Source organism: Streptomyces sp. NRRL WC-3742, assembly GCF_000720635.1.
In the GTDB taxonomy this organism is placed as follows: domain Bacteria; phylum Actinomycetota; class Actinomycetes; order Streptomycetales; family Streptomycetaceae; genus Kitasatospora.
In genome coordinates, this window is record NZ_JOCF01000044.1 from 1 (window position 1) to 25,800 (window position 25,800).

Here is a 25,800-nt window from a genome sequence, read left to right on the forward strand (position 1 = left end):
CGCCGCCTCCTACGCCGACCGCGTCGTCTTCCTCGCCGACGGCCGCATCGTCGACGAACTCCACCGGCCCACCGCCGACACCGTCCTGGACCGCATGCGCCGCTTCGACGCCAAGGGCCGCACCAGCTGACAGCCCGCGCGACGCAAGCCGACGACCCCCGAGCACCCCAGGACTGACGCTCCCCCATGTTCCGCACCGCTTTGCGCACCGTACTGGCCCACAAGGGCCGACTGCTGATGACGACGCTCGCCGTCATGCTCGGCACCGCCTTCGTCGCGGGCACGCTCGTCTTCACCGACACCCTCGGCAGCGCGCTCAGGACCCAGAGCGCCAAGAGCTACGCCGACATCGCCGTCACCGTCAGCGACCGCCAGGCCGTGGCCCGCGGCTACGACCACCGCGGCGGCGCCGCCACCGGACCGACCCTCACCGAGGAGACCCGCCGCAAGGTCGCCGCCCTGCCCGGCGCCGCCGAGGCCCGCGGGGTCGTCAGCGGCTTCGCCGGCATCGCCGACAGGAAGGGCGCCCTGATCGGCGACGGCTTCTCCACCACCGGCACCAACTACGTCCCGGGCGCCGACGGCACCGACCCGCGCTACCCGCTGGTCGAGGGCCGCGGCCCGAAGAACGCCGGCGAGGTGGCCCTCGACGCCAAAACCGCCGGAAAGGGCGGTTTCAAGGTCGGCGACACCGTCCGGGTGGCCGTCAACGGCCCGGTCATGGAGCTGAAGCTCACCGGCGTCCTGCACACCAACGACCCCCGGGTGACGGCCGGCGGCTCCCTCGCCGCCTTCGACACCGCCACCGCCCAGAGGCTCTACCTCGGCCCCGGCCGCTTCGCCGAGCTGGACGTCAAGGCTTCCCCGGGCGCCGACGACTCCGCGCTGCTCGCCGCCGTCGAGCAGGCCCTGCCGCAGGGCGACTCGATCGAGGCGCGCACCGGCCGCGAACTGGCCGACGAGCAGGACCGGATGATCGCGGAGGGCACCAAGTTCCTCAGCACCTTCCTGATGGGCTTCGCGGGCATCGCCCTGTTCGTCGGCGTGTTCATCATCGCCAACACCTTCACCATGCTCGTCGCCCAGCGCACCAGGGAACTGGCCCTGCTGCGCGCCGTCGGCGCCACCCGCCGCCAGGTCAGCCGCTCGGTGCGGGCCGAGGCGCTGCTGGTGGGCCTGGCCGCCTCGGTGACGGGCCTGCTCGCCGGAATCGGCATCGCCGCCGGGCTGCGGGCGCTGCTCAACGGCCCGATGGACGCCAACCTGCCCGACGGCCCGCTGATCGTCTCCCCGACCACGGTGATCGCCGCCGTCGCCGTGGGCGTGCTGGTGACGGTGCTGGCCGCCTGGCTGCCCGCCCGCCGCGCCTCCCGGATCGCCCCCGTCGCGGCGATGAGCTCGGCCGACCAGCCCGCCACCCACAGGAGCCTGGTGGTGCGCAACAGCCTGGGCCTGCTGTTCGGCCTGGCCGGGGCCACGGCCCTGGCGGCGGGCGTCACCGCCAAGGAGATCAAGCTCGTGGGCCTCGGCGCGGGCGCGCTGATGATCGGCGTGTTCGTGCTGACCCCGCTGCTCTCCCGCCCGCTGATCGCCCTGATCGCCCCGCTGCTGCGCGCCCTGTACGGGACCCCCGGCAAGCTCGCCCAGCAGAACGCCGTACGCAACCCGCGCCGCACCGCCGCCACCGCCTCGGCGCTGACCATCGGCGTCACCCTGATCACCGCGCTCACCGTGCTCGGCGCCTCGGTGAACAAGGCCGTCGACGCCGCCACGGCGAGCGACCTCAGGGCCGACTACACGGTGGCCATGCAGAACGGCTCGATGCTGGCCCCCGACGTGGCCACGCAGATCGCCAAGGCCCCGGGCGTCACGGCGCTCAGCGCCGTGCGCGGGGTGTCCGTCCAGACCGCCCACAACGGCGGCGAGGACGAGTACCTGACGGCCGTGGACGCCGCGACCATCGACCAGGTCGCCAACGTCCAGGTCCGCGAGGGGTCGGCGGACGCCCTCAAGCAGGGCAAGCTGCTGGTCAGTTCGGGCCGCGCCGAGCAGCAGGGCTACCGCGTCGGCGACACCCTCGCCGTCACCTACCCTGACGGGAGCAGGGGCTCGCTGGTCATCGGCGGCGTCATGGAGGCCAACACCGCCCTCGCCGGCGTCCTCGCCCCCGAGTCCGTGGTCGGCCCGCACGCGGCGGAGGGCGACGGCCCCACCCGCGTCCTCGTCAAGGGCGCGCACGGCGCCACCGACGAGCTCAGGCAGGCGCTGCGCGACGCGACCGGCGGCAACCCGCTGATCGCCGTCAAGGGCGAGAAGGACATCAAGGCGGAGAACCGCAAGATGGTCACCGGCATCCTCAACATGATGTACGGCCTGCTCGGGATGTCCGTGGTGATCGCCGTCCTCGGCGTGGTCAACACCATGGCGATGTCGGTGTTCGAGCGCCGCCGCGAGATCGGCATGCTGCGCGCGATCGGCCTGGACCGCCGGGGCATCCGCCGCACGGTGCGGCTGGAGTCCCTGCTGATCGCCCTGTTCGGCGGGCTCGTCGGGGTCGGCCTCGGCATCGTGGTCGCCTGGGCGGGCGTGCGCACCCTGGCGGAGGACCTCAAGGACATCACCACCGTGGTGCCCCCGCTGCAGATCGCCGCCTACCTGCTGGTCGCGGCCCTGGTCGGCCTGCTGGCCGCGCTGTGGCCGGCCCACCGCGCGGCGCGGATGGAGATCCTGGGCGCCATCAGGAGCGAGTAGCACCCCCGGCCCCTCAACGCGAACGCCCCGCCCGGCAGTTGCACCGGGCGGGGCGTTCGCGTGCTGTGTGGGGGGCTCGGCTCAGGCGGCCGGCTTGGCGTCGACGGGCTGGGCGGGCTTGGCCGACTTGGCCTTTCCGCCGCCGAGGAGGCCGAAGAAGCCGAAGAAGACGGCCAGCGTCGGCACCAGGTAGAGCAGCCAGACGACCAGCTGCAGCACCGTCGGGTCGGGCTGGAAGTTGAACACGCCCTTGAGCAGCGTCCCGTACCAGCTGTCCTTCGGGATGGTGCTGGAGATGTCGAAGGCCGTCGAGTGCAGGCCCGGCAGCCAGCCGGCCTCCTGGAGGTCGTGCACGCCGTACGCGAGCACGCCTGCGGCGACCACGACCAGCATCGCGCCGGTCCAGGTGAAGAACTTCGCCAGGTTGATCTTCAGCGCGCCCCGGTAGAACAGCCAGCCGAGCACCATCGAGGTGAGCAGGCCCAGTGCCGCGCCGACCAGCGGGTTCCAGCCGTCGTCGGTGGCCTGCACCGCGGACCAGATGAACAGCGCCGTCTCCAGCCCCTCCCGGCCGACGGCCAGGAAGGAGGTGACCACCAGGGCCGTGGTGCCCATCGCGAGCGCCGCGTCCAGCTTGCCGTGCAGCTCGGTCTTCAGGTGGCGGGCGGTGCGGCGCATCCAGAAGACCATCCAGGTCACCAGGCCGACGGAGATGATCGACAGCGAGCCGCCGAGCGCCTCCTGCGCCTCGAAGGTGAGCTGCGAGGAGCCGAACTGCAGCACCGCGCCGAAGGCCATGGAGAGCACCACGGCCGAGCCGACGCCGAGCCACACGGGTGGCAGCTTGTCCCGGCGGCCGGTCTTGACCAGGTAGGCGATCAGGATGCAGACGACCAGGCTGGCTTCGAGACCTTCGCGCAGGCCGATCAGGTAGTTGCCGAACACGGCTTACTCCTCGGGGTGGTGGGGGTGGGCGGGATCAACCCGGGATCAGCCGAAGAGGGCCTGGCCCCACCACTCCCCCGGCTTGCGGACGCCGGCCGGGCAGGCGAAGTGGGCGGAGCCGACGTGCTGGATGTACTCGTTGAGCTTGTCGCTGCCCGCGAGCCGCTGCTGCAGCGGGACGAACGCCTTGCGGGTGTCGCGCTGGTAGGCGAGGAAGAACAGGCCCGCGTCGAGGCGGCCGAGGCCGTCCGTGCCGTCGGTGAAGGAGAAGCCGCGGCGCAGGATCATCAGGCCGCCGTTGGCGTCCGGGTGGGCCAGGGCCACGTGGGAGGCGGCGGGCATCGCCTTCAGGTCGGGGGCGTCGTGCTCCTTGGCCTTGCCGTACGGGGCGCCCTCGCCCTTGGTGCGGCCGAAGACGTCCTCCTGCTCCTTGAGCGCGGTGCGGTCCCAGGTCTCGATGTGCATCCGGATGCGCCGGGCGACGAGGTAGGAGCCGCCGGTCATCCAGTCCGCGCCGTCGCCGGGGGCGGCCCAGACGTGCTCGCCGAGCTTGGCGTCGTCGGTGCCGGCGATGTTGTGGGTGCCGTCCTTGAAGCCCATCAGGTTGCGCGGGGTCTGCGCGTCCGGGGTGGTGGAGGAGGTCTTGCCGAAGCCGAGCTGGGACCAGCGGATGCTGACGGTGCCCATGCCGATGCGGGCCAGGTTGCGGATGGCGTGCACGGCCACCTGCGGGTCGTCGGCGCACGCCTGGACGCAGATGTCGCCGCCGCTGCGCTGCGGGTCGAGCTTGTCGCCCTTGAAGGTCGGCAGGTCGATCAGCGCCTCGGGCCGCTTGGCCTTGAGGCCGAAGCGGTCCACGCCGTCCTTCTCGAACAGGCCGGGGCCGAAGCCGATGGTGAGGGTGAGCCGGGAGGCGGGCAGGCCCAGGGCCTCGCCGGTGTCGTCCGGGGGCGCCTCGGGCAGTCCGGTCGCGGCGCCGCTGCCGACCTCGCGGCCGCCGGTCATCGCGGCGGCGGCCTTCGTCCACTCCTTGAGCATCTTCACCAGGGCGTCCTTGGTGGCGCGCTCGGAGACGTCGAAGGCGGCGAAGTGCAGCCGGTCCTGGACGGGCGTGGCGATGCCGGCCTGGTGCTCGCCGTAGAAGGGCACCTCCGCGGCGGTCGGCGCGGCGGCGGCCGCCGGGGCCGGGTCGTCCTGGCGGGTGGCGGCGGCGACGGAGCCCACGGCGGCGGCGCCGAGCGCGACTCCCGCTCCGGCCCAGCCGATGACGGCTCGGCGGCTGACGGCGCTGCCGGCCGACGACTGGTTCTGCTGCTCGTTCTCGGCGTCCATCGGCGGGCCGGACCCTTCTCGTTCTGCTGGTTGTTACTGGACCCGCCGAGGCCGTGGCGCCCCGGTTCGGGCGGCCACGGCTTCGGTGGGGTGGGACTACTCGGTTACCGAGTCGGCTACTTGACGACCACGGCGGCGGCCAGCTTCGACAGCGGCTCACCGAGGGAGTTGACCGCGTCGGAGAAGGTCTTGCGCTCGGCCTCGGTGACCTTGTCGTAGGAGGTGAAGGTGCCGTCCGCCTGCTTGTACTTGGCGAGCAGGGCGTTGATGGCGGCGAACTCGGAGTCCAGGGTCTTGGCGAGCTCCGCGTCCTTGGCCGAGGCGACGGGCTTGAGCAGCTCGTACGCCTTCAGCGCGCCCTCGACGTTGGCCTGGAAGTCGGCCAGGTCGGTGTGGCTGTAGCGGTCCTCCTCGCCGGTGATCTTGTTGGTGGCGACCTCGTCCAGCAGCTCCTTGGCGCCGTTGGCCATGCTGGTCGCGGTGATCTCGGCGGAGGGGATCTTCTTCTGCCAGTCCTTCAGGTCGTTGACCAGCTGGTCGGCGAGGGTCTTCTCCTCGTCGCCGATCCTGCCGTCGGCCCACAGGGCCTTCTCCAGGCGGTGCCAGCCCGTCCACGGCTTGCCCTGCTCGACCTTGTCCTCGCGGGTGTCGGTCTTCGGGTCCACGTCGCCGAAGCTCTCGGCGACGGGCTCGGTGCGCTCCCAGCCGGTGCGCGAGGGGGCGTAGAGGGACTTGGCCTTCTCCACGTCGCCGGCCTTGATCGCCCCGGCGAAGGACTCGACGGCCGGGACGGTGGCGTCGGCCTGCTCCTGGGCGTACTTGCGGTAGGCGTCGACGGCGGCGGTCAGCCGCGGGTCGGCCGCGGCGGCGCTGCCGCTCTCGCCGCCGGTGACGGTGATCTTCTGGCGGATGCCGTCGCCGACCATGCCGGGCTTGCAGGCGATCTCGTACGAGCCGGCCTTGATCTCGGCGTTGATGCTCGCCTTGGTGCCGGGGCCGATGTTCTCGCGCTCGGTGACGATCTTGTCGCCCTCGCCGTAGACGTAGACCTCGGTGGTCTTGGAGCCCTTGTTGGCGATGTCCAGGACGACGTGGCCGGCCGGGAAGCTGGTCCTGGACACCTCGCAGGCGGTGTCGGTCGCGTTCACCTTGACCGCGTCCGCGTCGCCGCCGGCCTTGTCGTCCTTCTTGGCGGAGCAGCCGGACAGGGCGGCGGTCGCCACGGCGAGGGAGAGCAGCACGGCTGCGGCGGAACGACGGCGGGCGGACATGCGGGCTCCAACGGAAAAGGGCAGGGGGGTGCCTCGATGGCGCGGGACTCCGGGCGGGTCGGCGTTCCGCGATTTAGCTGAGGCATACCTTACGTAGGGATGCCTCACCTTCGAAACCCACCCCCCTGACCGTTACCTCTCCGGCATCCGCCGGGCGGCGGCCCGGGCCGTCCAGCGGCCCTCGTGGCGGCTGATGCGGATCGGGTGGCCGAAGGTCTCGCTGATCAGCTCCGTGGTCATCACCTCGTCCACCGGTCCGGCGGCCACGCACTCGCCGCCGCGCAGCAGCAGGGCGTGGGTGGTGCTCTCGGGCAGCTCCTCCAGGTGGTGGGTGACCAGCACGCTGGCCAGCTCGGGGTGCTGGTGGCGCAGCAGGTCGAGGCTGTCCAGCAGCAGTTCGCGGGCGGTGAGGTCCAGGCCCGTGGCGGGTTCGTCGAGCAGCAGCAGCCGGGGGCTGGGCATCAGGGCGCGGGCGATCAGGGCCCGGCCGCGCTCGCCCTGGGAGAGGGTGGTCCAGGGGGCGTCGGCCATCGCGGCCATGCCGAGCGTCCCGATGAGCAGTTCGGCGCGCTCGACGGCCTCGGGGGCGGGCTTGCGGTGCAGGTCGGGCTCGATGGTGCCGGCGTACCCGGTGAGCACCACCTCCCGTACGGTCAGCGGCGAGCGCAGCGGGTGGCGGGGGTTGACGTGCCCGAGGTGGGCGCGCAGTTCGCGGATGTCGACCCGGCCGAGGCGGTGGCCCAGCACGTCGACCTCGCCGCGGGTGGGGTGGGAGACGGCGCCGAGCAGGGCGAGCAGCGTGGACTTGCCGGCGCCGTTGGGGCCGAGCAGGGCCCAGTGCTCGCCGGGGTCGATGCTCAGGGTGATCCCGCGCAGCAGGTGGCGCCCGTCGCGGACGACGTCGACGTCACGGGTGCGCAGCAGGGGGGAGAGCGAGCTCATAGGTGCACCGTACAACCGCCGGGTTCGCGGCCGCTCGGGGTCCTGCTGAAAACCGATCAGCTGGTGGTTAGTTACCGATCACTTTTGATTTGAGCAGGACACGACTTGGCAAAGTTATGACCTTTCCTCTAGCTGCTCGTGACCGGTCACCGTCAATCTCTTCGCAGCTCTACTCCCTGCATCTCCACCCCACTTGGAGCCTGCGTGACCCCCACCACCTCCCTGCGGCGTGCCCGCACGGCGGCCGCCGTCGCCGTCGTCGCCGCCCTCGCAGCCGTGACCGTCCCCGCCACCACCGCCTCCGCCGCGCCCGGCATGCGCGAGGCCGCGATAGCCAAGGCCCGCGCCAACGTCGCCCGCAACGCCGGGGTGTTCGGCTTCGGCGCGGGCCAGGACCTCGTCCTCAAGGACGTCGTCCTCGACGCGGACGGCGCCTCCCACGTCCGCTTCGACCGCACCTACCAGGGCCTTCCCGTCGTCGGCGGCGACCTGGTCGTCCATCAGGACGGGCGCGGCCGCCTCAAGGACAGCACCCGCGCCGCCGCCCACGAGCCCGCCGTCGCCTCCACCGTCCCCAAGGTGCCCGCGCGGACCGGCGCCGCCGACGCCCTCACGGCCGCCCCCGGCGTCCGGGACGCCGTCAGCAGCCCCGAACTCGTCGTCTGGGCCGCCGACGGCACGCCCCGCCTGGCCTGGCGCACCACCGTCGAGGGCACCGGCGAACACGGCCAGCCCGCCGGCCGGGTCGTCGTCACCGACGCCACCACCGGCGAGCAGATCGAGGCGTACGACGCCGAGCACCAGGCCACCGGAACCGGGAACTCCGAGTACACCGGCACGGTCACCGTCGACACCACCCCGGTCTCCGGCGGCTACACCCTCAAGGACCCGGTCCGCGGCCACGTCACCAAGGACGCCCGCAACGCCTCCGCGAACTCCCTCAACTCCGGCTCCGGCACGGCCTTCACCAGCGCCACCAACGTCTGGGGCGACGGGCGGAAGTTCTCCACCGACCGCTCCACCGCCGCCGTCGACGCCCACGCCAACACCGCCTGGACGTACGACTACTACAAGAACGTCCACGGCCGAAACGGCATCAAGAACGACGGCAAGGGCGCCACCGTCTTCGTCCACGTCGGCACCAACTGGGACAACGCCCAGTGGTCCGACGCCTGCTTCTGCATGATGACCGGCGACGGCAACGGCACCACCGACCCCGAACAGGTCGACCTCGACACCATGGGCCACGAGATGACCCACGGCGTCACCAGCGCCACCGCCAACCTGCGCTACAGCGGCGAGTCCGGCGGCCTCAACGAGTCGACCAGCGACATCTTCGGCACCATGGTCGAGTGGTACGCGGGCAACTCCATCGACAAGGGCGACTACCTGTTCAGCGACCAGTCCACCCCGCCGTGGCTGCGCCGCTTCGACAAGCCCTCCCTCGACGGCCGCTCGGCCGACTGCTGGAGCAGCTCCGTCGGCAAGCTCGACGTCCACAACTCCTCCGGCGTCGGCAACCACTGGTTCTACCTCGCCAGCGAGGGCAGCGGCACCAAGACCGTCAACGGCGTCACCTACAACAGCCCCACCTGCAACGGCTCCTCGACGGCGGGCATCGGCAACCAGAAGGTCGCCAAGATCTGGTACCGCGCGCTGACCGTCTACATGACCTCCACGACGAACTACAAGGGCGCCCGCGCCGCCTCCCTCAACGCCGCCCGGGACCTGTACGGCTCCGGCAGCGCCGAGTACGCCGCCGTGGCGGCGGCGTGGAGCGCGGTCAACGTCAACTAGGCCCTGAACCCCACGTGGACGTGGTCGTGGTGGGTGTCGTCGGTGAAGAACTGGTTGCCGACGCCGCCCTGGATCGCCAGCGGCCCGCCCACGTTGTACGAACCGGCGGCGGCCGCGTCCCGCATGAACTGCTCGACCAGAGCGCGGGGCGTGGCCCGGTCCACCACCGGGTGACCGTCGATCCGCCACACGTCGAAGGCCCGGCCCAGCGGATGGTCGCTGGGCCGGGTCGTCCCGAACACGTCCAACGGGTGCCCGCTGCGCACCACACTCACCGAGAAGGCGTACGGCCCGGCCAGGCGCAGCATCGCCTCCAGCACACTGTCGTGCACCGCGCCGCTGCGCAGATCCGCCACCGCCTCCGGCGGCAGCTCGATCCTCGGCTCGGCCAGCACCCTGGCCACGGCCGGGGCGGGCGTGGCGGTGGCCGCTCCCGGGGCACCCGGGTGCAACTCGGTGACCGTCCAGCGGGGCTCGGCACGACTGAGGCGCACGTCCACGGTGGTACCGCCCGCCACCACCGACCCGTCCGGGGCGCGCGTCCACCGGCGGCAGACGACCAGCACGCTCGCCGAGTCGTCCAGCAGCCCCCCGTACTGGGCATCCACCACCTCGACCGTGGCCTCTTCCTCCCCCGTGACCAGCCCCTGCGCCTGCTCCACCAACCCACCCGGCACCCCCAACGCCACCACCCGCCGCCGCGCCGCCTCCACCCCCTGCCCGCCCACCGGCCACCCCGCCACCGCAGCCACCACCTCGACGGCACGGCGCTTCACGTCCGGCTGCAGCTCATCCGGCCCGGGCTGCCACAGCACCGGGCTGGGCAACGGCACCTGCGCGGGAGCCCGACTGGCCTCCCGCGTCCCGGTGGGACTACTGGTGGGAGTACTGGTGGAATCCCCGGTGGGAGTCCCTCTCGGGCCCGGCCGCCCTCCCCCGCCCGCGCACCCGGTCACCAACAGCCCCGCCCACAGCACGGTCCGCCGAGCCACACCCGTACCGTTCGCGACGCTCGTCATGCGGCCAGTATCGGACCGAACCTCCCGGGGCGCCGATCGGAGATCCTCATCACAGTGCCGTAACCTCGCCCCCGCCCGGGCTTTGTCATTGGCATGACGCCAATCATGACGCCAACGACGAGTGAACTCTCCCGCCTCCTCTTCGGCCCCGACCGCCGCCTTCACGGCCCCTGGCGCGCCCTCGTCGCCGACCCCGCCATGCACCGCCGCCCCGACACCCCGGCGGCCGATCAGATCGACGCCTCCTACCGGCGGTTGAAGGAGCTCAACGCCCGTACCGACCCGGTCGCGCTGGCCGCCGACCCCCGGCAGTTGGCCGCCCTGCACGAGTGGACGGGGGTGGTCGACGGCGGGCTGACCGTGCTGGCCGGCATCCACTTCAACCTCTTCCTCGGCACCCTGCTCGACCACGACCCCTCCCCCAAGCGCCCCTTGGACGACTATCTGCGGATGGACCGGATCGGCACCTTCCTGTGCACCGAACTGGGCCACGGCAACGACGCCGCCGCCCTGGAGACCGTGGCCGACTACGACCGCACCGACCGCTCCTTCACCCTGCACACCCCCGGGCCCTCCGCCCGCAAGTTCATGCCGAACACCGGCCCGGCCGGCGGGCCGAAGTCCGCCGTGGTCGCCGCCCGCCTGCGGGTCGAGGGGCGCGACCACGGGATCTTCCTCTTCCTCACCCCCCTGACCGACGAGGACGGCGGCCCGCTGCCCGGGGTCGCCGTCCGTCCGCTGCCGCAGCGCCCCGGCAGCCCGGTCGACCACTGCGTCACCTCCTTCGACCGGCTCCGGCTGCCGTACGAGGCCCTGCTGACCGGTGCGCACGGCCGGCTCGCCGACGACGGCACGCTGACCAGCGCCTACGGCAGCAGGCGGAAACGGTTCCTCACCGCGATCGGGCGGGTGACCACCGGCAAGCTGTGCATGAGCGCCGGTGCGCTCGGCGCGGCCCGGGCGGCCCTCGCCACGGCCGTCCGGTACGCGCAGCACCGCGAGGTGACGGGCGCCCGCCCCGACCGGCGCGTCCCGGTGTGGACCCACCGCACCCACCACGGGCCGCTGCTGGAGGGGCTGGCCACCGCGTACGCGATGACCGCCCTGCACCGCGCCACGGTCGAGCGCTGGGCCGCCCACGACCCGGCCGACCCGGAGGCGTCCGCCGCCGCCGAACGGCAGGTCGCCGTCACCAAGGGCTGGACGACCTGGCAGGCCCGCGACCTGATCATCGAGGCCCGCGAACGGTGCGGCGCCCAGGGGCTGCTGCCCGTCAACGGGATCACCTCCTACGCGGCGGACATCGAGGGCACCATCACCGCCGAGGGCGACAACCTGGCGCTCTGGGCCAAGGCGGGCGCCGAACTCCTGCTGGAGTCCGAGCCCCAGGCGCCCACCGGCCCCACCGGCCCCACCGGCCCCACCGACCCGGGCGCCCCCGGGGACCTCGACGACCCGGCCGTCCGCCAGCGCCTGCTACGGGCGGCCGTCCGGCTCCGGCTCGCCCGCGCCCGTACCCGGCTGCGCGAGGCCCCCGCCGGGGACGGCCAGCGCCGATGGAACGCCGCCGCACCCGACGCCCTGGCCGCCGTCACCGCGCACGCCGAGCACGAGGCTGCCGCCGCCCTGCTCGCCTGGGCCGGGGCCGCCCGCGACGACACCGCCCGGGCGCTGCTGCACGACCTGCACCGGCTGTTCACCCTGCGCCGGATCGACGCGTACGGGACGCTGCTGCTCGGCGCCGGGGAGCTGACCCCCGGACAGGCGGCCGCTCTTCCGGACGTGCAGGAACGATCCCTCGGACGGCTGGCGGAACACGCGCTCGCACTGGTGGACGCCTTCGACCTGCCCGATGCCTTCTACGCGGCCCGGCCCATCACCGGGCGGGCCTACCAGGACGCCTTGGCCTTCGTGTCCGTCCGCTCCGGCTGAGCCCGGCGCTGGCGAGGGGCACCGGTCAGCCGTAGAGGGCGGCGGCCCGGCGGGTGGCCTCGGCCAGGCGGGTACGGAGGGCGGACGGCTGGAGGACCTCGGCCTCGGGGCCCAGGCGGAGGATCTCGAAGTAGCCGATCTCCCAGGACTCCAGGGGGAGGGTGACGGTGACCCAGCCGTCTCCGTCGGGTGGGCCTGCGGTGGCGAGGGCGTCGGCGGCGGCGGCGGGCTCCAGGAGGATCGCCAGGTTCTCCACCGCCAGCGGGCTCAGACGGACCAAGGCCCGCTCGCGGAGCATCGCGCGGGCGAACTCGCGGGCGGAGGTGTCCCAGTAGGCGGCGAGGTCGAAGTCCTGGTCGCGGTCGAAGCGGTCCTCGGTGACGGTGGCGGTCTCGAAGCGGTCGACCCGGTAGGAGGCCATCCGCCCGGACGGGCCCCGCGCCGCGAGGTACCACTGCCCGGCCTTGAGGACGAGTCCGTGCGGTTCGAGCCGCCGCTCGCGCGAGCCGTAGCGGGCGTGGAGGACCCGCTCCTCCCACACCGCCCGTGACACCTCCGGGAGCAGCGGCGGGGTGGCGGCCTCGCGGAACCAGGCGGGGGCGTCGAGGTGGAAGCGTTGGACGGCCGCCGCCGGGGCGTCCCCCACCACCGCCGCGACCTTGAGGCGGGCGGCGAGGGCCTGCCCGGCGAGGCCCATCTCGCGCAGGGGGCCGGGGAGTCCGGCCAGGTGCAGGACCTCGGCCTCGGCACGCTCGAGGCCCGTGAGCCGGGTGCGGTAGCCGTCGACGAGCCGGTAGCCGCCGCCCCGGCCGCGTTCGGCGTAGACGGGCACCCCGGCCTCGGCGAGGGCGGCGACGTCGCGTTGCACGGTGCGCTCGGAGACCTCGAGTTCGACGGCGAGGTCCGCGGCGGTCATCGCGCGCCGGTTCTGGAGGAGCAGGAGCAGCGCGATCGCCCGGCTGGCCCGCACGTGGTGTCCTTCCCTAGGCCGTCTCTTTCGGACCGCCCGGCGTGATCCGAAAGACACGGCCTAGACGAGAGGCCATTGTCGCCTCAGCCCAGCAACGGCATCCCGGTGCGTCACGCCTCCTCCGGCTTCGCGTCCTGCGCACCGGCGATGAGCTTGGTCGGGTCGGCGGCGAAGACGGTCATCCACTGCGGGTGCAGCCGGTAGTAGACGACCTCCTCCTCCCAGTCGAACATCTCGGCGCCGTACAGCTCCTGGAGGTACGCCAGCAGCTCCGGCCAGGCGGCGGAGGGCTCCTCGCCGTACGGGTTGAGGATCTCGACCGTGCCGTGGGTGAACACGCCGAGCTCCTCCCCCCGCATGTGCGCCGCGCTGACGGCCGGACGGGCGGCCATGTGCCGGGCCTTGGCGGCGCGGCGCGCGGTGCCGAAGTGCCACATGCCGTGGAGGAAGTGCCCGTCGGCGCCGCTGATCCGCGGCTCGCCCTTGGCCGTGACGGTGGACAGCGCGAGGGTGCACATGCCGGTGAGCACGCCGGTGAGCTGTTCGGCGGTGACGGTGCGCTCGTCGCTGATGATCGAGCGCAGGTGGGCGCTGGAGCGGGAGAGCGAGGCGTCGAGGAGGGCCTGGAGCCGCTGGAGCTCCTCGGGGGTTTCGCGCATGGGGAGGGTTCCTGTCGAAGAGTGGTCGTCCCGGCCGGTGCCACGGACGGCGCCGGCCGGCTCCTCCCACTGTTCCCCCGAAACCCGACACCTTCTGTCGTCTTTCGGGGCACAGTCACCCGCACGTCTCCCGCGCGGGTCAGGACGCCTCGGCCACCAGCCGCCCCGCCCACCGCTGCAGCGCGGGCACGACGGGCGGGTGCGTCAGGCCCAGCGTGGTGGCGAGGCGGGTGGCGGAGGCGGTGTCGTACTGGTCCTCGGAGAGGAAGGTGAGCGCCTCGGGGCTGGCGCCGGTGATGCTGCGCGGCAGGTGGCGCACCAGCCCGACGGGGACCAGGGCGCGGGGCGGGCGCACGCCGAGGTGGCCGGCCAGGTGCTCGACGAGCTCGGGGAAGTAGGGCGTCGCCGGGTCGAGGACGGTGTGGGCCTGGACGGGCGCGTCGTCGAAGGCGGGGACGGCGGCCAGGAAGGCGACGAGGTGGTCCACGGTGACCACGGGCACGAAGGTGCGCTTCGAGCCGGGCAGCAGGGTCAGCTGCCCGGCCTTGAGCTGGCGGACGACGCTGGCCAGGCCGAAGCGCTGCCCGGACTCGCCGGTCTGCGAGTGCCCGATGACGTTGCTCGGGTTGACGGTGGTCAGCGGCACGCCGAGTTCGGGGGCGGTGACGCGGATCGCGGCGTCGCCGAGCCGCTTGGAGGCCGGGTACGCCCCGTGGGTGCTGTAGAGGGTGTCGGCCGCCTGCGTCGCGAGGGGGTAGCGCGGCCGGGTGTCGCTCCCGGTACGGTAGCCGGAGAGGTGGACGTGGCGGCGCAGCCGCGGCCGAGTGGCGGACCAGCGCAGCGCGTTGAGGGCGCCCTGCACGTTGACGGGCTCGGCCTCGGCGCGGGTGAGTCCGAACTGGTAGCGGGCGGCGAGGTTGTACACGTCGCGCACCTCACCGAGCCGGCCCTCGTCCTCGGCGCCGATGCCGAGCCCCGGCGCGGTGACGTCGGCGGCGACGGTGGTCAGCCCGCTCTCGTCGGCGCCGTGGGTGCGCAGCCAGCGGCGCAGCGCGGCGCCGGCCGTGGTGCCCCGGAAGGAGGCGGCCACCGGCGTGCCCCGGCCGAGGAGTTCGAGGACGAGCCACCGGCCGATGAATCCGGTGGCGCCGAGGACGAGCACGCGGGGCGGCGGCGGGGTGGGCGGCATGACGGGTTCTCCAGGGATCTGTCGACTCGTGGATTGCGTGTGGTGCCGGGATCGTGACGTTGTGCGGCCGTCGCGCGCGGCTGACGATAGACCGTCGCGCGTCGTCCTGTCGATGGATCAGATGGATCGAATGGATCAATCGGCCGTCCCCCGAGCCGAGTTCATGCCTGGCGCCGTCAGGCCGGGCACGTTCGGGCCGGGCACGTTCAGACCGCCGGGCGCTCCAGGACCAGCAGCGTCCAGTGCACTCCCCCGCGCCCGTGCAGGTCCTGCCGCGACGCCTGGTGCACCGGGCGCAGGCCGTACTCCGCGGCGAGGGCGAGGGTCTCCTCGTCGGGGACGTCGTACATCCGCCGCCCGGCGGGGACGGGCCCGTGGCGCACGGTGAGGGAGAGTCGGCCGCCGGGGGCGAGGAGGCTTCCCACCGTCCGCAGGGCGGTCCGGCGCTCCCCGGGGGCGAGGTGCATCCAGACGGCGGTGACCAGGACGAGGTCGTAGCGCTCGCCGCTCGCGCGCACCTGCGGCAGGTCGGGCAGCGCGTCCGACATCCACCGCACGCCGCTTCCGGCGTGCAACCGCTCGCCGTGGGCGCGCAGTTCGGGCGTCGGCTCGACGGCGAGGACGTGGTGTCCGAGGGCGGCGAGGGCGGCGGCGTCGCGCCCGGTGCCGGCGCCGAGGTCGAGGACGGCGGCGGGCGCGGGCGGGTAGTGGGCGAGCAGCTCGCCGTGAACCTCGTCGAAGCTCACGCTCTCGTACTGGACGGCGAGTTCGTCGGCCGCCTCGCCGTATCCGAGTGTTCCGGCGGGTCGGGTCATGTCGTGTCCCCCATGATGACGGCGTCGCCGGCCGCGGCGGCGCCTGCGAAGAAGTCGCGCAGGTCGCGCAGGTCACCGACGACGCGTGCGGCCCACGTCTCGGACCAGGTGTGGTGGAGCCGAGCGCGGCGACCGTCCGGGCGAGGACGGCGGCCTGCTGGCGGACGAGCTCGCCGAGCGCGGAGTCGCGCAGGAAGAGGGAGGCGACGGCGACCTGGTCGGGGCGCAGCACGAGCGGTGCGCCGCGCTCGGGGCGGCCGGGCCCGCCGTAGACGGGCAGCCGGGCCGCCGGGTCGGGATGGAAGCCGTTCTCGGTGAGCGCGAGTTCCATCAGCAGCGCGGTGCTGCGGACGCCGAGGGCGAGCCCGGCGGCGGCGAGCCGGTCGTAGCCGCCGTCGCGGTGCCGGGGCACCAACTCGCCGAGTTCCTCGGGCGAGCAGGCGTCGACGGCCTGGCCCGGCAGCCGGCGCCAGTAGTGATCGACACTCACCCGCACAGCCTAACGAACGGCGGCCGGACGGGAAGCCGATCACGCCTCGCCGGGGTGCCAGGACGGCCATTCCCACGGGCGGTCGGCCCAGCGCACGCGCTCGGGGTCGCGCGGGTCGAGGTCGGGGAACAACTGGTGAACGCGGGGCTCGAACTCCTCGGGCGCGAGCGGCTCCCAGCCGTGCCCTTCGAAGTGGACGAGTCGGTAGCGGCTGTCGGTGCGGAACGCGGCCACGTCGACCAGGGGTTCGGTCGTGCTGTTCGTCTCCATGAGCCCAAGCATGTGACCGGGCGGCAACCGGCGCCCGTCCAGACCCCTCTTCCGGGTCATGTCCCGGCGTCCGCGCGCTCGTTGAGCAGGTGGCTCGACGCTTACGCGAGCGTTCGGTTCCGGGAGGACGAGGACATGACGGGGCAGCCGCCTACCGCAGGGCCGTGGCAGTGGCCGCAGAACGCCTGGCAGCCTCCCCCGGTGCCCGTGCCGCCCCCGCCGGGCCAGGCCCCGGCGCCCGCTGCTCCGCCTCCGCCTCCGGGGCGGCGCTCGCGCAGGGCGTGGGCGGTGGCGGCGGTGGGTACGGGCGCGGTGCTGGCCGCCGTCCTGGTGACCTGCGGGCCGGGTTCGGGTACCGACGTGCGGCCTGCGGCCCTGGCCACCCCGGCGCCGGGGCCCGTGCCCTCGCCGCTGCCCGCCCCGCCGCCGACACCGCCGCAGGGCGCGGGCGAGGAGCAGGGCCCGGCCGCCGAGAACGCCCTCGCCCAGTCGGCCCAGTCGGCGCAGTCGGCCCAGCCGTCCGCGCTGTCCGCGCCGTCCCCGTCGCCGGGCGCGCGGCCGAAGCCCTCCCACTCCCCGCATCCGGCCGGCCGCAGCGCCGCCGCCTCCGCGGCGCCCGCCGGGGCGACCCTGCCGAGCCCGGGCCCGGGCAACCCCTGTGACCAGGGCGAACACGTCGCCCACTGGCCCGCCGACTCCGAGCAGGCCCGGATCTGCCGCCACCTGTACGGCTGACGGGAGCCGATGGGGCGGGGGCTCCACCCCCCACAGGCGGAGCCCCCGCGTTCAGTGCGCCGCCCCGAGCAGTTCCCGGTCGAGGCGCGGCGCGAGTATTCGGGCGAGGGTGTCGGTGATGTGCCCGGTGTCCCGGTACAGGACCACGCCCTCCAGCACCGCCGGGCAGCTGGGCCCGGTGCCGGGGCAGAGCAGCGGCCCCAGGTCGAGGGCACGGACGCCGTAGCGGGCGGCGAGGCCGTCGTCGAGCAGCGGGTCGTGCTCGAAGGCGGTGTCGCGGGGGAAGACGCAGGCGTCGGAGCGCCCGTCGGAGGCGGCCAGGCAGGTGGGGATGTCCTTGCCGGGCATCGGGGTGTCGCCCAGGTAGGCGAGCGGGGCACCGAGCGCGGCGAGGCGGTCGAGGGTGCGGGTCCAGCCCTGGGTGCGCTCCTCCTGGGTGCCGTAGCGGTTGAGGCCCGCCAGGAGGACCAGCCGGGGCTTGGGCTCGTCGGCCAACCGGGTGAGGGTGTTCTCGCGCCAGCGGTCGCACTCCTCGAAGGTGCGGCCGAGGACGTTGTTGCGCACGGTGAGGGTGCTGAGCGGGCAGCCGGGCTTGACGAGCACCTCCAGCGCCCAGTGCCGCTGCCGGGCCATCTCGAGCCCGGCGGAGATCCACTGCCCGGCGTGGGAGTCGCCGAGGAGGACGATCCGGTCGGGGCTGTGCTCGTCGCCGAAGAGGCAGCGGGGGCTGGTGTCGGCGTTGAGCGCGATCTCGCAGCCCTTGCCGGGCGGGAAGTCCTCGCGGGCGCGGGCCAGCGAGGGCGTCAGGCCGGTGAGCACCGTGCCGGGGGCGAGCAGCCGCGGCCCGTCCACGGCCCCGGGCGGGGCGACGGTGGAGCCGCCGGAGGCGGAGGTGCCGAGCGCCCGGACCGTCCCGCCGCCGAGGGTGAGCGCGGCGATCAGCGGGATGACCAGCGCGCTCGCGCCCACCGCGAGCCCGCGCCGGGGCGCCGTGGTGCCGCCGTGGCGCAGCGGCTCCTCGACGAGGCGCATGGTGAGCCAGGCGGGCAGGGCACTGGCCGCCGTCAGCACGGCCAGCGTCGTCCACGGCAGGGCGCCGTACCGGGCCTGGGCGATGGTGATCACCGGCCAGTGCCACAGGTACCAGCCGTACGAGAGCCGCCCGGCGGCGCGCAGCGGACGGCTCTCCAGCAGCCGGGCGGCCGCGAACCGCGAGGGCGACCGCTCCGTCGAAGGCCGCGAGGCGTCGGCGAGGAGCAGGGCGGCCGCGCCGAGGACGGGCAGCAGCGCGGCGGAGCCCGGGAACGGGGTGTTGCGGTCGTACAGGAAGAGCGGGACGACCACGGCGGCCAGCCCGGCCCACCCGGCGACCCTCAACACGGCCCGCACGCCCGCCCGTTCGGCCCCGCGACCGGCGAGCAGCGCGGCGCAGGCCCCGGCGGCGAACTCCCAGAGCCGGCTGCCGGTGGAGAAGTAGGCGAGCGGCGCGGAGGTCTCGGTCCAGCGCAGGCACAGGAACAGCGAGACGCCGCCGATGCCGACCGTGGCGAGCGTGATCGCGGCCGTGCGCCGGCGCCCGTACAGGTAGCGGGCGAGGCCGATCAGCAGCACGCCCCAGAGCAGGTAGAACTGGTTCTCCACGCTCAGCGACCAGAAGTGCTGCAGCGGGCTCGGGTCGCGCTCGGAGGCCAGGTAGTCGGTCTGCTGGCCGACGAAGCGCCAGTTGGCGAACTGCCCTGCGGAGGCGATGAGATCGCGGGCGAGGTCCGTTCCGCGCAGCGGGTCCAGCAGGGCGCCGCCGGCGACGGCGGTGGCGACGAGCACGGTGGCGGCGGCGGGCAGGATGCGCCGGGCGCGGCGGGCGGCGAAGTCCCACAGGCCCAGCGGGCGGCCGACGAGCATGCCGGTGATGAGGAAGCCGGAGATGACGAAGAAGACGTCGACCCCGACGTAGCCGCCGGTCAGGCCGGGCACCCCGGCGTGGAAGGCGAGGACGGACAGGACGGCGAGGCCCCGCAGGCCCTCGATGTCGGGACGGAACGCGCCGCGCCGGCGGGCGAGTTCGCCCGTGGCCCTGGCGGCGGGCACCCGGGAGACCCGGACGACCTCGGGCAGCAGCTCGGCGGAACCGGCGGTGGTGGTAGCGACGCTGGTGGTACTGGCAGTGGTCGTACTGGCGGCAGGGGACGAAGGCGGTACGGCCGTTGACACGGCGGTGCTCTCCTTGCAGATGGCGACGGTGGTCAGGGCCGCCGGCCGATGGGGCGGCCGGGCGGCGGAGTCCGCGCCGGTGGGGCGACGCGCAAGGAATCAAGGGGAGACGACGAGGGATTGACGATGCGTCAGAAGATGAGCGGATCGGCCCAGCCGGAGGCCAGCAGCCCGCACAGCGCCAGTACGGCGGTGACGGCGACGGCCTCGGCGCGCCCGAACCCGAGGTCCGAGCGGCCCCGTGCGGGCGGGGCGACCTCGCCCACGGCGGCGTCCTTGCCGCCGTCGGTGCCGCCGAGCAGCGGCCACAGGGACCGGATCAGCGGGAACATGGTGTACGCGGTGAGCGCGAGCAGCCCGGTCAGGGCCCAGTACGGCTGCCAGCCGTGCAGCATCACGGCGCGCACGAGTCCGGCCACACCGGCCAGGACGACGAACCCGAGCCAGCCGACCCCGATGCGGGCGACGGCGCGGGCGAGTGAACTGCCGCCGGAGACGGCGCCGGTGGGCACCCAGTCGGCGGAACGGCGGCGCAGCGCGTGGGCGATGGCGACCACGTGGCAGAGCCCGCCGAGGAGTTGGACCCGGGTGACCTCGAAGCGCCACCGGGTGCGGGACATCGCGGGCAGCAGCACGAGGGCGACCCAGATCGGTGGCAGGAACGGCAGCACCTGCCAGGGCTGGATCTCCTCCGGCCGGAAGAACAGCATGATCAGCGCGGGCAGCGGCACGGCGAAGACGTTCACCGCGCTGGTGACGTAGCCGAGGATGCCGTTCCAGAAGCAGAGCCGGGCAGATCGCGGTAGCGGGCCTCGGCGGAAGTCGGGGTCGCCGACGAGTGCGAGGGAGCCGAGGCACCAGCGGTACTGCTGGCTGATGAAGGCGGGCAGGCCGGTGGGCGACATGCCCTTGGCGACGAGCGCGGGTACGTACCGGGTGGTCCACCCGGCGCGGGCGAGCGAGAGGCCCGTGTAGAGGTCCTCGCTGTGGTCGATCTCGGCGAAGCCGCCGACGCGCATCAGGGCGGCGCGGCGGTAGAGCGCGTTGGTGCCGCAGCAGACGGTGCCGTCCTGGGCGTCCCGGGAGGGCTGGATCCAGCGGTAGAAGATCTCCTGCGTGGCCCCGGCCGCGCGCTCCAGCCAGGACATGTCGGCGTCCGTGTCGAAGCACTGCGGGCTCTGCACGATGCCGACCTCGGGGTTGTCGAGGTAGGGCACCAGGTGGTGCAGGAAGTCGGGGCGCGGGCAGAAGTCGGCGTCGAGGACGGCGACGATCTCGCCGTCGCCCTCGGCCAGGCCGTGGTTGAGGTTGCCGGCCTTCTTGAAACGGCCCCGGTCGGGGCGGGCGCGGTACCGGAAGCCGTAGGACTCGGCGAGTCGGCGCACCTCGGGCCGGTCGGCGTCGTCGAGGACCAGGACGGTGAGGGCGCCGGGCCAGCGGACGGCGGCGGTGTGGCGGTAGGCGTTGTCCAGGACGGCGAGGGGTTCGCCGGCGGTGGGCAGCAGCAGGTCGACGCTGGGGTGGCGCCCGGGGTTCCAGGCGCGCAGCAGCAGGTCGTGGGAGTCGCGGGTGTAGCGGCGGGCGCGCTGGCCGTCGGTGAGGGAGAGCAGCCAGGTGGCCGCGTTGAGCACGGTGAGCACCAGGAACGGCCAGAGCAGCGGCTTGCTGAGGGCGAACAGGCCGAGGGTGGCGGTGGCTCCCGCGTAGGAGAGGGTGGCGCAGAGCAGCACCCAGCGGCGCTGCGGGCCGAAGTACCAGTAGAGCTCCTCGTCGTCGGGCGGGCTGGGGAGGCGGAGGTCGGACGCGTCGGACCCCGTCGGCGCGGTGGGGCGCCGTTCGGTATCGGTACCGGCATCGGTACCGGAGTCGGGTGCGGGCATGGCGGTGCCATGGAGTACGGGCATGCGGAAATGGCCCCCCTGGGCATGGGACGGAACGTGGCCGTTCGCCCTCAGCCTCTCACATTGGCCTAGACCAATCGTGAACGAGGCGTGACATCTCCGCATCGCCCCAGGTCAGTGACTTGACGAGACGTCATCCCCCGACGAAACGTCAAACGATCAACGATTGACCGTTGGAGCACTCTGGTGCCACGCCCTACCGGCGGGTCACCTCCGCACCCGCCACCCCCACCCGTCACACCGCCGGGAGCTCCTTCGTCAGCACCGCGAAGCGCAGGTCCGGCCGCAGCGGCAGCCCGAAGCGCTCGTCCCCGTACGGGAATGGCGAGTACTCGCCGGTACGGCGGTAGCCGCGCCGCTCGTACCAGGCGATGAGATCGCCCCGCTGCTCGATCACCTTCATCTCGAGCAGCCCCACGCCCCACTCCTCCCGCACCACCCGCTCCGCCTCGACCAGCACCACGCGGCCTATCCCGCCGCCCTGGAGGGTCGGGCGGACGGAGAACATGCCGAAGTACGCGCTGCCCTCGCGCCGCTCCAGCTGACAGCAGGCGACCAGCTCGCCGTCGACCTCGGCGAGCAGCACCACGCCCTGCGGGTCCTCGACGGCCTCGGCGACCCCGGCCGCGTCGGTGCGCCGGCCCTCCAGCAGGTGCGCCTCGGTGGTCCAGCCGGCCCGGCTGGACTCCCCCCGGTACGCGGACTCCACCAGCTCCACCAGAGCCGGGACGTCGGCGGCGGTGGCACGCCGGAAAGTCGGCCCCCCGGTGAATCCGGCGGAACCGGCGGTGGTCTCGGACATGGCGATCCTCTCCTCGTACGCACGAACGGCCACCCGGACGGGTGGCTTCCGGGCATCGTGCCACAGCCCCGCGCCGGCCCCGCCCGACGGCCCGGACCAGCGCGAATGCATCTACGCGCGTCCACAGCGGGCCCCGGCCCCCCTCCGCAAGGGCCCCCGACACCATGTGACGGTCGTTCACGATGTGCTCCGGGAGGTCTGGCACGCCGCCGCGTCCATGGCTACTGTGCTCCCGGCCGAAAGGTCCCAACCTCCAGCCCCATCAGGCTCGTTGGGCCCTCCGCACCCGACCACAGGAGTGCTCCATGTCCCGCGCCGTCCCTGCCGTCCCCGCACCGGGATCAGCCGACTCCACCGCCGCCGCGAAGGCTTCGACCGCCCGCCAGTGGCTGCCCGCCCTCGCCACCCTCGTCGCCTCCGCCGCCCTCGTCACGGGCCTGGCCGCGCCCGCGTCCGCCGCCGAGCCGACCACGGCCGCCGCCCCCGTCGTCGAGGGCAAGGCCGGCTTCCACCCCGAGCGCGACTTCGCCGGCTCCACCGTCGCCGCCCACGAGGGCCGCGCCCACGCCCCCGCCGTCGCCTCCCTCGCCGTCACCCAGACCCAGGGCCTGGACGTCTCCAGCTACCAGGGCAGCGTCAACTGGGGCAGCGTCGCCGCCAACGGCGCCCGCTTCGCCTACGTCAAGGCCACCGAGGGCACCGGCTACACCAACCCGTCCTTCGCCCAGCAGTACAACGGCTCCTACAACTCCGGCCTCATCCGCGGCGCCTACCACTTCGCCCTGCCCAACTCCTCCTCCGGAGCCACGCAGGCCAACTACTTCGTCAGCCACGGCGGCGGCTGGTCCGCCGACGGCAAGACCCTGCCGCCCGCGCTCGACATCGAGTACAACCCCTACGGCGCCACCTGCTACGGCCTGAGCCAGAGCGCGATGGTCAGCTGGATACGCTCCTTCAGCGACACCGTCCACAGCCGCACCGGCCGTTACCCGACCATCTACACCACCACGAACTGGTGGTCCCAGTGCACCGGCAACTACGGCGGCTTCGGCGCCACCAACCCGCTGTGGGTCGCCCGGTACTCCACCAGCGCCGGCACCCTCCCCAACGGCTGGGGCTACTACACCTTCTGGCAGTACGCCGACTCCGGCACCTTCCCCGGCGACCAGGACGTCTTCAACGGCGCCGCCGACCGCCTGCAGGCCCTCGCCCTGGGCTGACCGCTCCGATGAGCTGGTGCCCCGGCGCTCACCCGCCGGGGCACCCTCGGCGCGGGGGGCAGCGGTCAGCGCGGGGCGGCCAGCTCCGGGGCGAAGACCGTCCCCAGCGGCTCCGGGCCGACGTACTGGCGGCAGCCGCAGGCCCGCAGTTCGAAGCGCACCGGGCGGCGGTCGGAGTCCCACTCCACGGCGGCCTGCGCCTCCTCGTGGCAGCGGCCCTCCTGCCGGTCGTGCATGGCGAGGTGGTGCGTGCAGCCGCAGACCGCCTCCGGCGGCCGGTGCGCCTCCGCGTCAGCGGATCACCGGCAGGACGGTTCGGCTGGGCCCGCGACCGGCCGCCGCCTCGATGAACGCCACCGGGTCGGCCACCTCCGCCAGCATCGCCCGGGTGAAGTGCAGCGCCCCCTCGGCGGGCGGCGGGCCGCCGACCGCCGCGATCAGGTCCAGCAGGTGCACGGTCGCCTCCATCAGCGCCACCTCCCCCAGCGCCCCGAGCGTCACGCTGCCCAGCAGCGGGTGCGCGACGGCCGTCCCCGGCGGCACGTCCGCCAGTGCCTCCAGCGCCGCCGGGCCCTCCGCCCCGAACCGGGCCACCAGCAAAGCCGGTTCGGCCAGTCGCGCCGACTCCTTCGCCGCGTCCGCCACCTGCTCCGCGGCGGTGTGCGCGATCCCGCCCGGCCGGTTGTACGCCCGCAGCACGCCCGCCCCGTCGACCACCTCGGCCGAACCGTCCAGCAGCGCCTCCCGCAGGCCCGCGAACATCTCCGGCACCGGCGCCACGTGCGCGTACAACTCGTGCACCGTCCACCCCGGCAGCCGCGTCGGCCGCTCCCACTCCTCCGCCGAGAACGCCGCACCGCGCTCCGCCCAGGAGGCCCACGCCTCCGCCAACATCGCACGGACGGGCTCGACCTGACGACCGTTCATCGGCACACACTCCTCCTCGGCGGCTGAAGCCTCACGCTACCGCGACCCCGCCGATATCCCCTTGCCACCCCTGTGGTTCGAGGGCCACCATCGGGGCGCATGACCCTCCCCAGGCCCACCTCGTGAGAGCCCTCCTCGCCGGGCTGCTCGCCGGGTTCGGCGTGGCCGTCCCGGTCGGCGCCGTCGGCGCGTACCTGGTCTCCCTCACCGCCCGCACCTCCCTGCGCACCGGCGCCTGCGCCGCCCTCGGCGTCGCCACCGCCGACGGGCTCTACGCCCTGCTCGCCGTCCTCGGCGGTACGGGCCTCGCGCCGCTGCTGACGCCCGTCGCCCGGCCGCTGCGGCTCGGCGCCGCCGTCGTGCTCCTCGCGCTCGCCGCCCGGACCGCCCTCACCGCCCTCACCGCCCTGCGCACGGCCGGACCGCTGGAGCGGCGGCCGCCGCCCTCCGCGGCGCGCGCCTACCTCACCCTGCTCGGCATCACACTGCTCAACCCGCTCACCGTCCTGTACTTCGCCGCGCTGATCCTCGCCGACGGCACCCGGGCGGACGACGCCCTCTCCCGGCTCGTCTTCGTCGCCGCCGCCTTCGCCGCCTCCGCCGGCTGGCAACTCCTCCTCGCCGGCGGCGGCGCCCTGCTCGGCCGCACCCTCACCGGCCCCCGCGGCCGCCTGGCCACCGCGCTCGCCTCGGCGGCGCTGGTCGGCTGGCTGGCCCTGCGGCTGCTGCTCGACGCACTGGCCTGACTCCGGCGCCCGTCCCACCAGTTGGATTCCTCGGGGCACCCGGAATGAAAGCGCGGGGCACCCGGTTGCGGCGATCATGAAACTCACCCTGAACGACGGCACCCTCATCGACTACGAGGACCACGGCGACGGCCCGCTCGCCGTCTACGCCCACGGCGCGCTCCTGAGCCGCGAGGTCGAGGACGACTGGGGCCTGCTCGGCTGGGACGGCGTCAGGAACCTGCCCGGGCGCCGTTTCGTCCGCTACGACGCCCGCGCCCACGGCGCCTCCGGCGGCCGGCCCGTCCCCGAGGAGCTGACCTGGGAGCACTTCGCCGCCGACCTCGTCGAGATCCTCGGACACCTGGACGGCCGCCGCCCGGTGACGGGCATGGGCGCCTCCCTCGGCGTCGCCACCGTGCTGCACGCGGCCGTCGGCGACCCGGCGCTCTTCGACCGCCTCGTGCTCGTCATCCCGCCGACCGTCTGGGAGGCCAGGTCCGGCTCCGCGGACTACTACCGCGAGACCGCCGAACTCGTACGGGAACAGGGCGCCGAGGCGTTCGTCTCCCAGGTGGGCTCCGGCCCCGTCCCGCCCTCGCTGGCCGACCTCCCGTTCCCCGCCCGCACCGTCGGCGCCCACCTCGACCTGCTGCCCGCCCTCTTCGAGGGCCTCGCCGCCTCCAACCTCCCCCCGCGCGAACGCATCGCCGAACTCCCCCACCCCACCCTGATCCTCGCCCTCGCCGACGACCCCGGCCACCCGCGCTCCAGCGCCGAACAGCTCGCGGAGCTCCTCCCGAACGCCGAACTGCACATCGCCACCGGGTCGGCCGACATCCGCACCTGGGGTGACCGCATCGCCCGCTTCCTCACCGCCTGAGGGCCGTCCGTACC

The 25,800-nt window shown here is 73.9% G+C and carries 21 protein-coding genes and 2 pseudogenes; 8 read left to right on the forward strand and 15 right to left on the reverse strand.

Going from position 1 to position 25,800, the window contains the following annotated elements:
- Window positions 1-130 (forward strand): annotated as a pseudogene (locus IH61_RS47115) (ABC transporter ATP-binding protein); the annotation flags it as partial.
- A 56-nt stretch (window positions 131-186) separates the two neighbouring features.
- Entirely contained in the window at window positions 187-2,751 is a 2,565-nt protein-coding gene (locus IH61_RS0123525; RefSeq protein WP_031073014.1) for an ABC transporter permease, read from the forward strand.
- Window positions 2,752-2,832: 81 nt separating this feature from the next.
- Here IH61_RS0123525 and efeU read toward each other — a convergent pair whose 3' ends face one another.
- The 4 genes from efeU to IH61_RS0123545 all read right to left on the reverse strand — a co-directional run bounded on the left by efeU (window position 2,833) and on the right by IH61_RS0123545 (window position 7,241).
- Window positions 2,833-3,696: an iron uptake transporter permease EfeU gene (gene efeU / locus IH61_RS0123530; RefSeq protein ID WP_031073016.1), complete on the reverse strand. Its 864-nt coding sequence runs from the start codon at window positions 3,694-3,696 to the stop codon at window positions 2,833-2,835.
- A 45-nt stretch (window positions 3,697-3,741) separates the two neighbouring features.
- Complete coding sequence (gene efeB / locus IH61_RS0123535) at window positions 3,742-5,028, reverse strand: iron uptake transporter deferrochelatase/peroxidase subunit (protein ID WP_031073017.1); 1,287 nt, start codon at window positions 5,026-5,028, stop codon at window positions 3,742-3,744.
- Window positions 5,029-5,144: 116 nt separating this feature from the next.
- Complete coding sequence (gene efeO, locus IH61_RS0123540) at window positions 5,145-6,299, reverse strand: iron uptake system protein EfeO (protein ID WP_031073019.1); 1,155 nt, start codon at window positions 6,297-6,299, stop codon at window positions 5,145-5,147.
- A 132-nt stretch (window positions 6,300-6,431) separates the two neighbouring features.
- Window positions 6,432-7,241: an ABC transporter ATP-binding protein gene (locus tag IH61_RS0123545; RefSeq protein WP_031073021.1), complete on the reverse strand. Its 810-nt coding sequence runs from the start codon at window positions 7,239-7,241 to the stop codon at window positions 6,432-6,434.
- A gap of 204 nt (window positions 7,242-7,445) precedes the next feature.
- Here IH61_RS0123545 and IH61_RS0123550 point away from each other — a divergent pair, with 204 nt between their 5' ends.
- Window positions 7,446-9,038, forward strand: a complete 1,593-nt coding sequence (locus IH61_RS0123550; RefSeq protein ID WP_031073023.1) for a M4 family metallopeptidase — start codon at window positions 7,446-7,448, stop codon at window positions 9,036-9,038.
- Here IH61_RS0123550 and IH61_RS0123555 read toward each other — a convergent pair.
- Window positions 9,035-9,814: a hypothetical protein gene (locus IH61_RS0123555; protein ID WP_199823369.1), complete on the reverse strand. Its 780-nt coding sequence runs from the start codon at window positions 9,812-9,814 to the stop codon at window positions 9,035-9,037. The genes IH61_RS0123550 and IH61_RS0123555 overlap by 4 nt on opposite strands.
- 348 nt (window positions 9,815-10,162) lie before the next feature.
- On the opposite strand from IH61_RS0123555, the gene IH61_RS0123560 reads away from it, so the two are divergent.
- Window positions 10,163-11,989, forward strand: a complete 1,827-nt coding sequence (locus IH61_RS0123560) for an acyl-CoA dehydrogenase (protein ID WP_051837772.1) — start codon at window positions 10,163-10,165, stop codon at window positions 11,987-11,989.
- Window positions 11,990-12,014: 25 nt separating this feature from the next.
- Here the strand turns inward: IH61_RS0123560 and IH61_RS0123565 are convergent, their stop codons facing one another.
- The 5 genes from IH61_RS0123565 to IH61_RS0123585 form a co-directional block, all read right to left on the reverse strand.
- The gene (locus IH61_RS0123565; protein ID WP_031073028.1) at window positions 12,015-12,959 is read right to left on the reverse strand and encodes a helix-turn-helix transcriptional regulator; all 945 of its coding nucleotides are present in this window, start codon (window positions 12,957-12,959) and stop codon (window positions 12,015-12,017) included.
- A gap of 110 nt (window positions 12,960-13,069) precedes the next feature.
- A complete protein-coding gene (locus IH61_RS0123570) occupies window positions 13,070-13,618 on the reverse strand; it encodes a pyridoxamine 5'-phosphate oxidase family protein (RefSeq protein ID WP_031073030.1) in 549 nt (182 codons plus the stop codon).
- A 139-nt stretch (window positions 13,619-13,757) separates the two neighbouring features.
- Window positions 13,758-14,807: an SDR family oxidoreductase gene (locus IH61_RS0123575; protein ID WP_031073032.1), complete on the reverse strand. Its 1,050-nt coding sequence runs from the start codon at window positions 14,805-14,807 to the stop codon at window positions 13,758-13,760.
- Window positions 14,808-15,013: 206 nt separating this feature from the next.
- Complete coding sequence (locus IH61_RS0123580; protein ID WP_031073033.1) at window positions 15,014-15,622, reverse strand: class I SAM-dependent methyltransferase; 609 nt, start codon at window positions 15,620-15,622, stop codon at window positions 15,014-15,016.
- A 529-nt stretch (window positions 15,623-16,151) separates the two neighbouring features.
- Complete coding sequence (locus IH61_RS0123585; RefSeq protein WP_031073035.1) at window positions 16,152-16,382, reverse strand: hypothetical protein; 231 nt, start codon at window positions 16,380-16,382, stop codon at window positions 16,152-16,154.
- Window positions 16,383-16,517: 135 nt separating this feature from the next.
- Between IH61_RS0123585 and IH61_RS46180 the strand changes: the two genes are divergently transcribed.
- Window positions 16,518-17,117: a hypothetical protein gene (locus IH61_RS46180; RefSeq protein ID WP_158845214.1), complete on the forward strand. Its 600-nt coding sequence runs from the start codon at window positions 16,518-16,520 to the stop codon at window positions 17,115-17,117.
- A gap of 51 nt (window positions 17,118-17,168) precedes the next feature.
- Here IH61_RS46180 and IH61_RS41295 read toward each other — a convergent pair whose 3' ends face one another.
- The 3 genes from IH61_RS41295 to IH61_RS0123600 all read right to left on the reverse strand — a co-directional run bounded on the left by IH61_RS41295 (window position 17,169) and on the right by IH61_RS0123600 (window position 22,031).
- Window positions 17,169-19,328, reverse strand: coding sequence for an acyltransferase family protein (locus tag IH61_RS41295; RefSeq protein ID WP_234327305.1), 2,160 nt, complete (start codon window positions 19,326-19,328; stop codon window positions 17,169-17,171).
- A 131-nt stretch (window positions 19,329-19,459) separates the two neighbouring features.
- Window positions 19,460-21,232 (reverse strand): glycosyltransferase family 2 protein, encoded by a 1,773-nt coding sequence (locus tag IH61_RS0123595; protein WP_234327306.1) that lies wholly within the window; start codon window positions 21,230-21,232, stop codon window positions 19,460-19,462.
- A gap of 232 nt (window positions 21,233-21,464) precedes the next feature.
- The gene (locus tag IH61_RS0123600) at window positions 21,465-22,031 is read right to left on the reverse strand and encodes a GNAT family N-acetyltransferase (protein WP_031073039.1); all 567 of its coding nucleotides are present in this window, start codon (window positions 22,029-22,031) and stop codon (window positions 21,465-21,467) included.
- 305 nt (window positions 22,032-22,336) lie between these two features.
- On the opposite strand from IH61_RS0123600, the gene IH61_RS0123605 reads away from it, so the two are divergent.
- Window positions 22,337-23,251 (forward strand): lysozyme, encoded by a 915-nt coding sequence (locus tag IH61_RS0123605; protein ID WP_078911339.1) that lies wholly within the window; start codon window positions 22,337-22,339, stop codon window positions 23,249-23,251.
- A 65-nt stretch (window positions 23,252-23,316) separates the two neighbouring features.
- Here IH61_RS0123605 and IH61_RS47120 read toward each other — a convergent pair.
- Window positions 23,317-23,535, reverse strand: a pseudogene (locus tag IH61_RS47120) (hypothetical protein); the annotation flags it as partial.
- A gap of 7 nt (window positions 23,536-23,542) precedes the next feature.
- Window positions 23,543-24,178 (reverse strand): maleylpyruvate isomerase N-terminal domain-containing protein, encoded by a 636-nt coding sequence (locus IH61_RS0123615; RefSeq protein WP_051837774.1) that lies wholly within the window; start codon window positions 24,176-24,178, stop codon window positions 23,543-23,545.
- Window positions 24,179-24,300: 122 nt separating this feature from the next.
- Between IH61_RS0123615 and IH61_RS0123620 the strand changes: the two genes are divergently transcribed.
- Window positions 24,301-24,924, forward strand: coding sequence for a LysE family transporter (locus tag IH61_RS0123620; protein ID WP_031073046.1), 624 nt, complete (start codon window positions 24,301-24,303; stop codon window positions 24,922-24,924).
- Window positions 24,925-25,000: 76 nt separating this feature from the next.
- A complete protein-coding gene (locus tag IH61_RS0123625; RefSeq protein ID WP_051837776.1) occupies window positions 25,001-25,786 on the forward strand; it encodes an alpha/beta fold hydrolase in 786 nt (261 codons plus the stop codon).
- Window positions 25,787-25,800: the final 14 nt, after the last annotated feature.

Excerpts from the sequence above, each read along its gene's own strand:
- IH61_RS0123525 (WP_031073014.1), top strand. The coding sequence starts at position 187 with ATGTTCCGCACCGCTTTGCGCACCGTACTGGCCCACAAGGGCCGACTG.
- efeB (WP_031073017.1), bottom strand. The coding sequence starts at position 5,028 with ATGGACGCCGAGAACGAGCAGCAGAACCAGTCGTCGGCCGGCAGCGCC.
- efeO (WP_031073019.1), bottom strand. The coding sequence starts at position 6,299 with ATGTCCGCCCGCCGTCGTTCCGCCGCAGCCGTGCTGCTCTCCCTCGCC.
- IH61_RS0123545 (WP_031073021.1), bottom strand. The coding sequence starts at position 7,241 with ATGAGCTCGCTCTCCCCCCTGCTGCGCACCCGTGACGTCGACGTCGTC.
- IH61_RS0123560 (WP_051837772.1), top strand. The coding sequence starts at position 10,163 with ATGACGCCAACGACGAGTGAACTCTCCCGCCTCCTCTTCGGCCCCGAC.
- IH61_RS0123570 (WP_031073030.1), bottom strand. The coding sequence starts at position 13,618 with ATGCGCGAAACCCCCGAGGAGCTCCAGCGGCTCCAGGCCCTCCTCGAC.
- IH61_RS0123575 (WP_031073032.1), bottom strand. The coding sequence starts at position 14,807 with ATGCCGCCCACCCCGCCGCCGCCCCGCGTGCTCGTCCTCGGCGCCACC.
- IH61_RS0123580 (WP_031073033.1), bottom strand. The coding sequence starts at position 15,622 with ATGACCCGACCCGCCGGAACACTCGGATACGGCGAGGCGGCCGACGAA.
- IH61_RS0123585 (WP_031073035.1), bottom strand. The coding sequence starts at position 16,382 with ATGGAGACGAACAGCACGACCGAACCCCTGGTCGACGTGGCCGCGTTC.
- IH61_RS46180 (WP_158845214.1), top strand. The coding sequence starts at position 16,518 with ATGACGGGGCAGCCGCCTACCGCAGGGCCGTGGCAGTGGCCGCAGAAC.
- IH61_RS0123595 (WP_234327306.1), bottom strand. The coding sequence starts at position 21,232 with ATGCCCGTACTCCATGGCACCGCCATGCCCGCACCCGACTCCGGTACC.
- IH61_RS0123600 (WP_031073039.1), bottom strand. The coding sequence starts at position 22,031 with ATGTCCGAGACCACCGCCGGTTCCGCCGGATTCACCGGGGGGCCGACT.
- IH61_RS0123605 (WP_078911339.1), top strand. The coding sequence starts at position 22,337 with ATGTCCCGCGCCGTCCCTGCCGTCCCCGCACCGGGATCAGCCGACTCC.
- IH61_RS0123615 (WP_051837774.1), bottom strand. The coding sequence starts at position 24,178 with ATGAACGGTCGTCAGGTCGAGCCCGTCCGTGCGATGTTGGCGGAGGCG.
- IH61_RS0123625 (WP_051837776.1), top strand. The coding sequence starts at position 25,001 with ATGAAACTCACCCTGAACGACGGCACCCTCATCGACTACGAGGACCAC.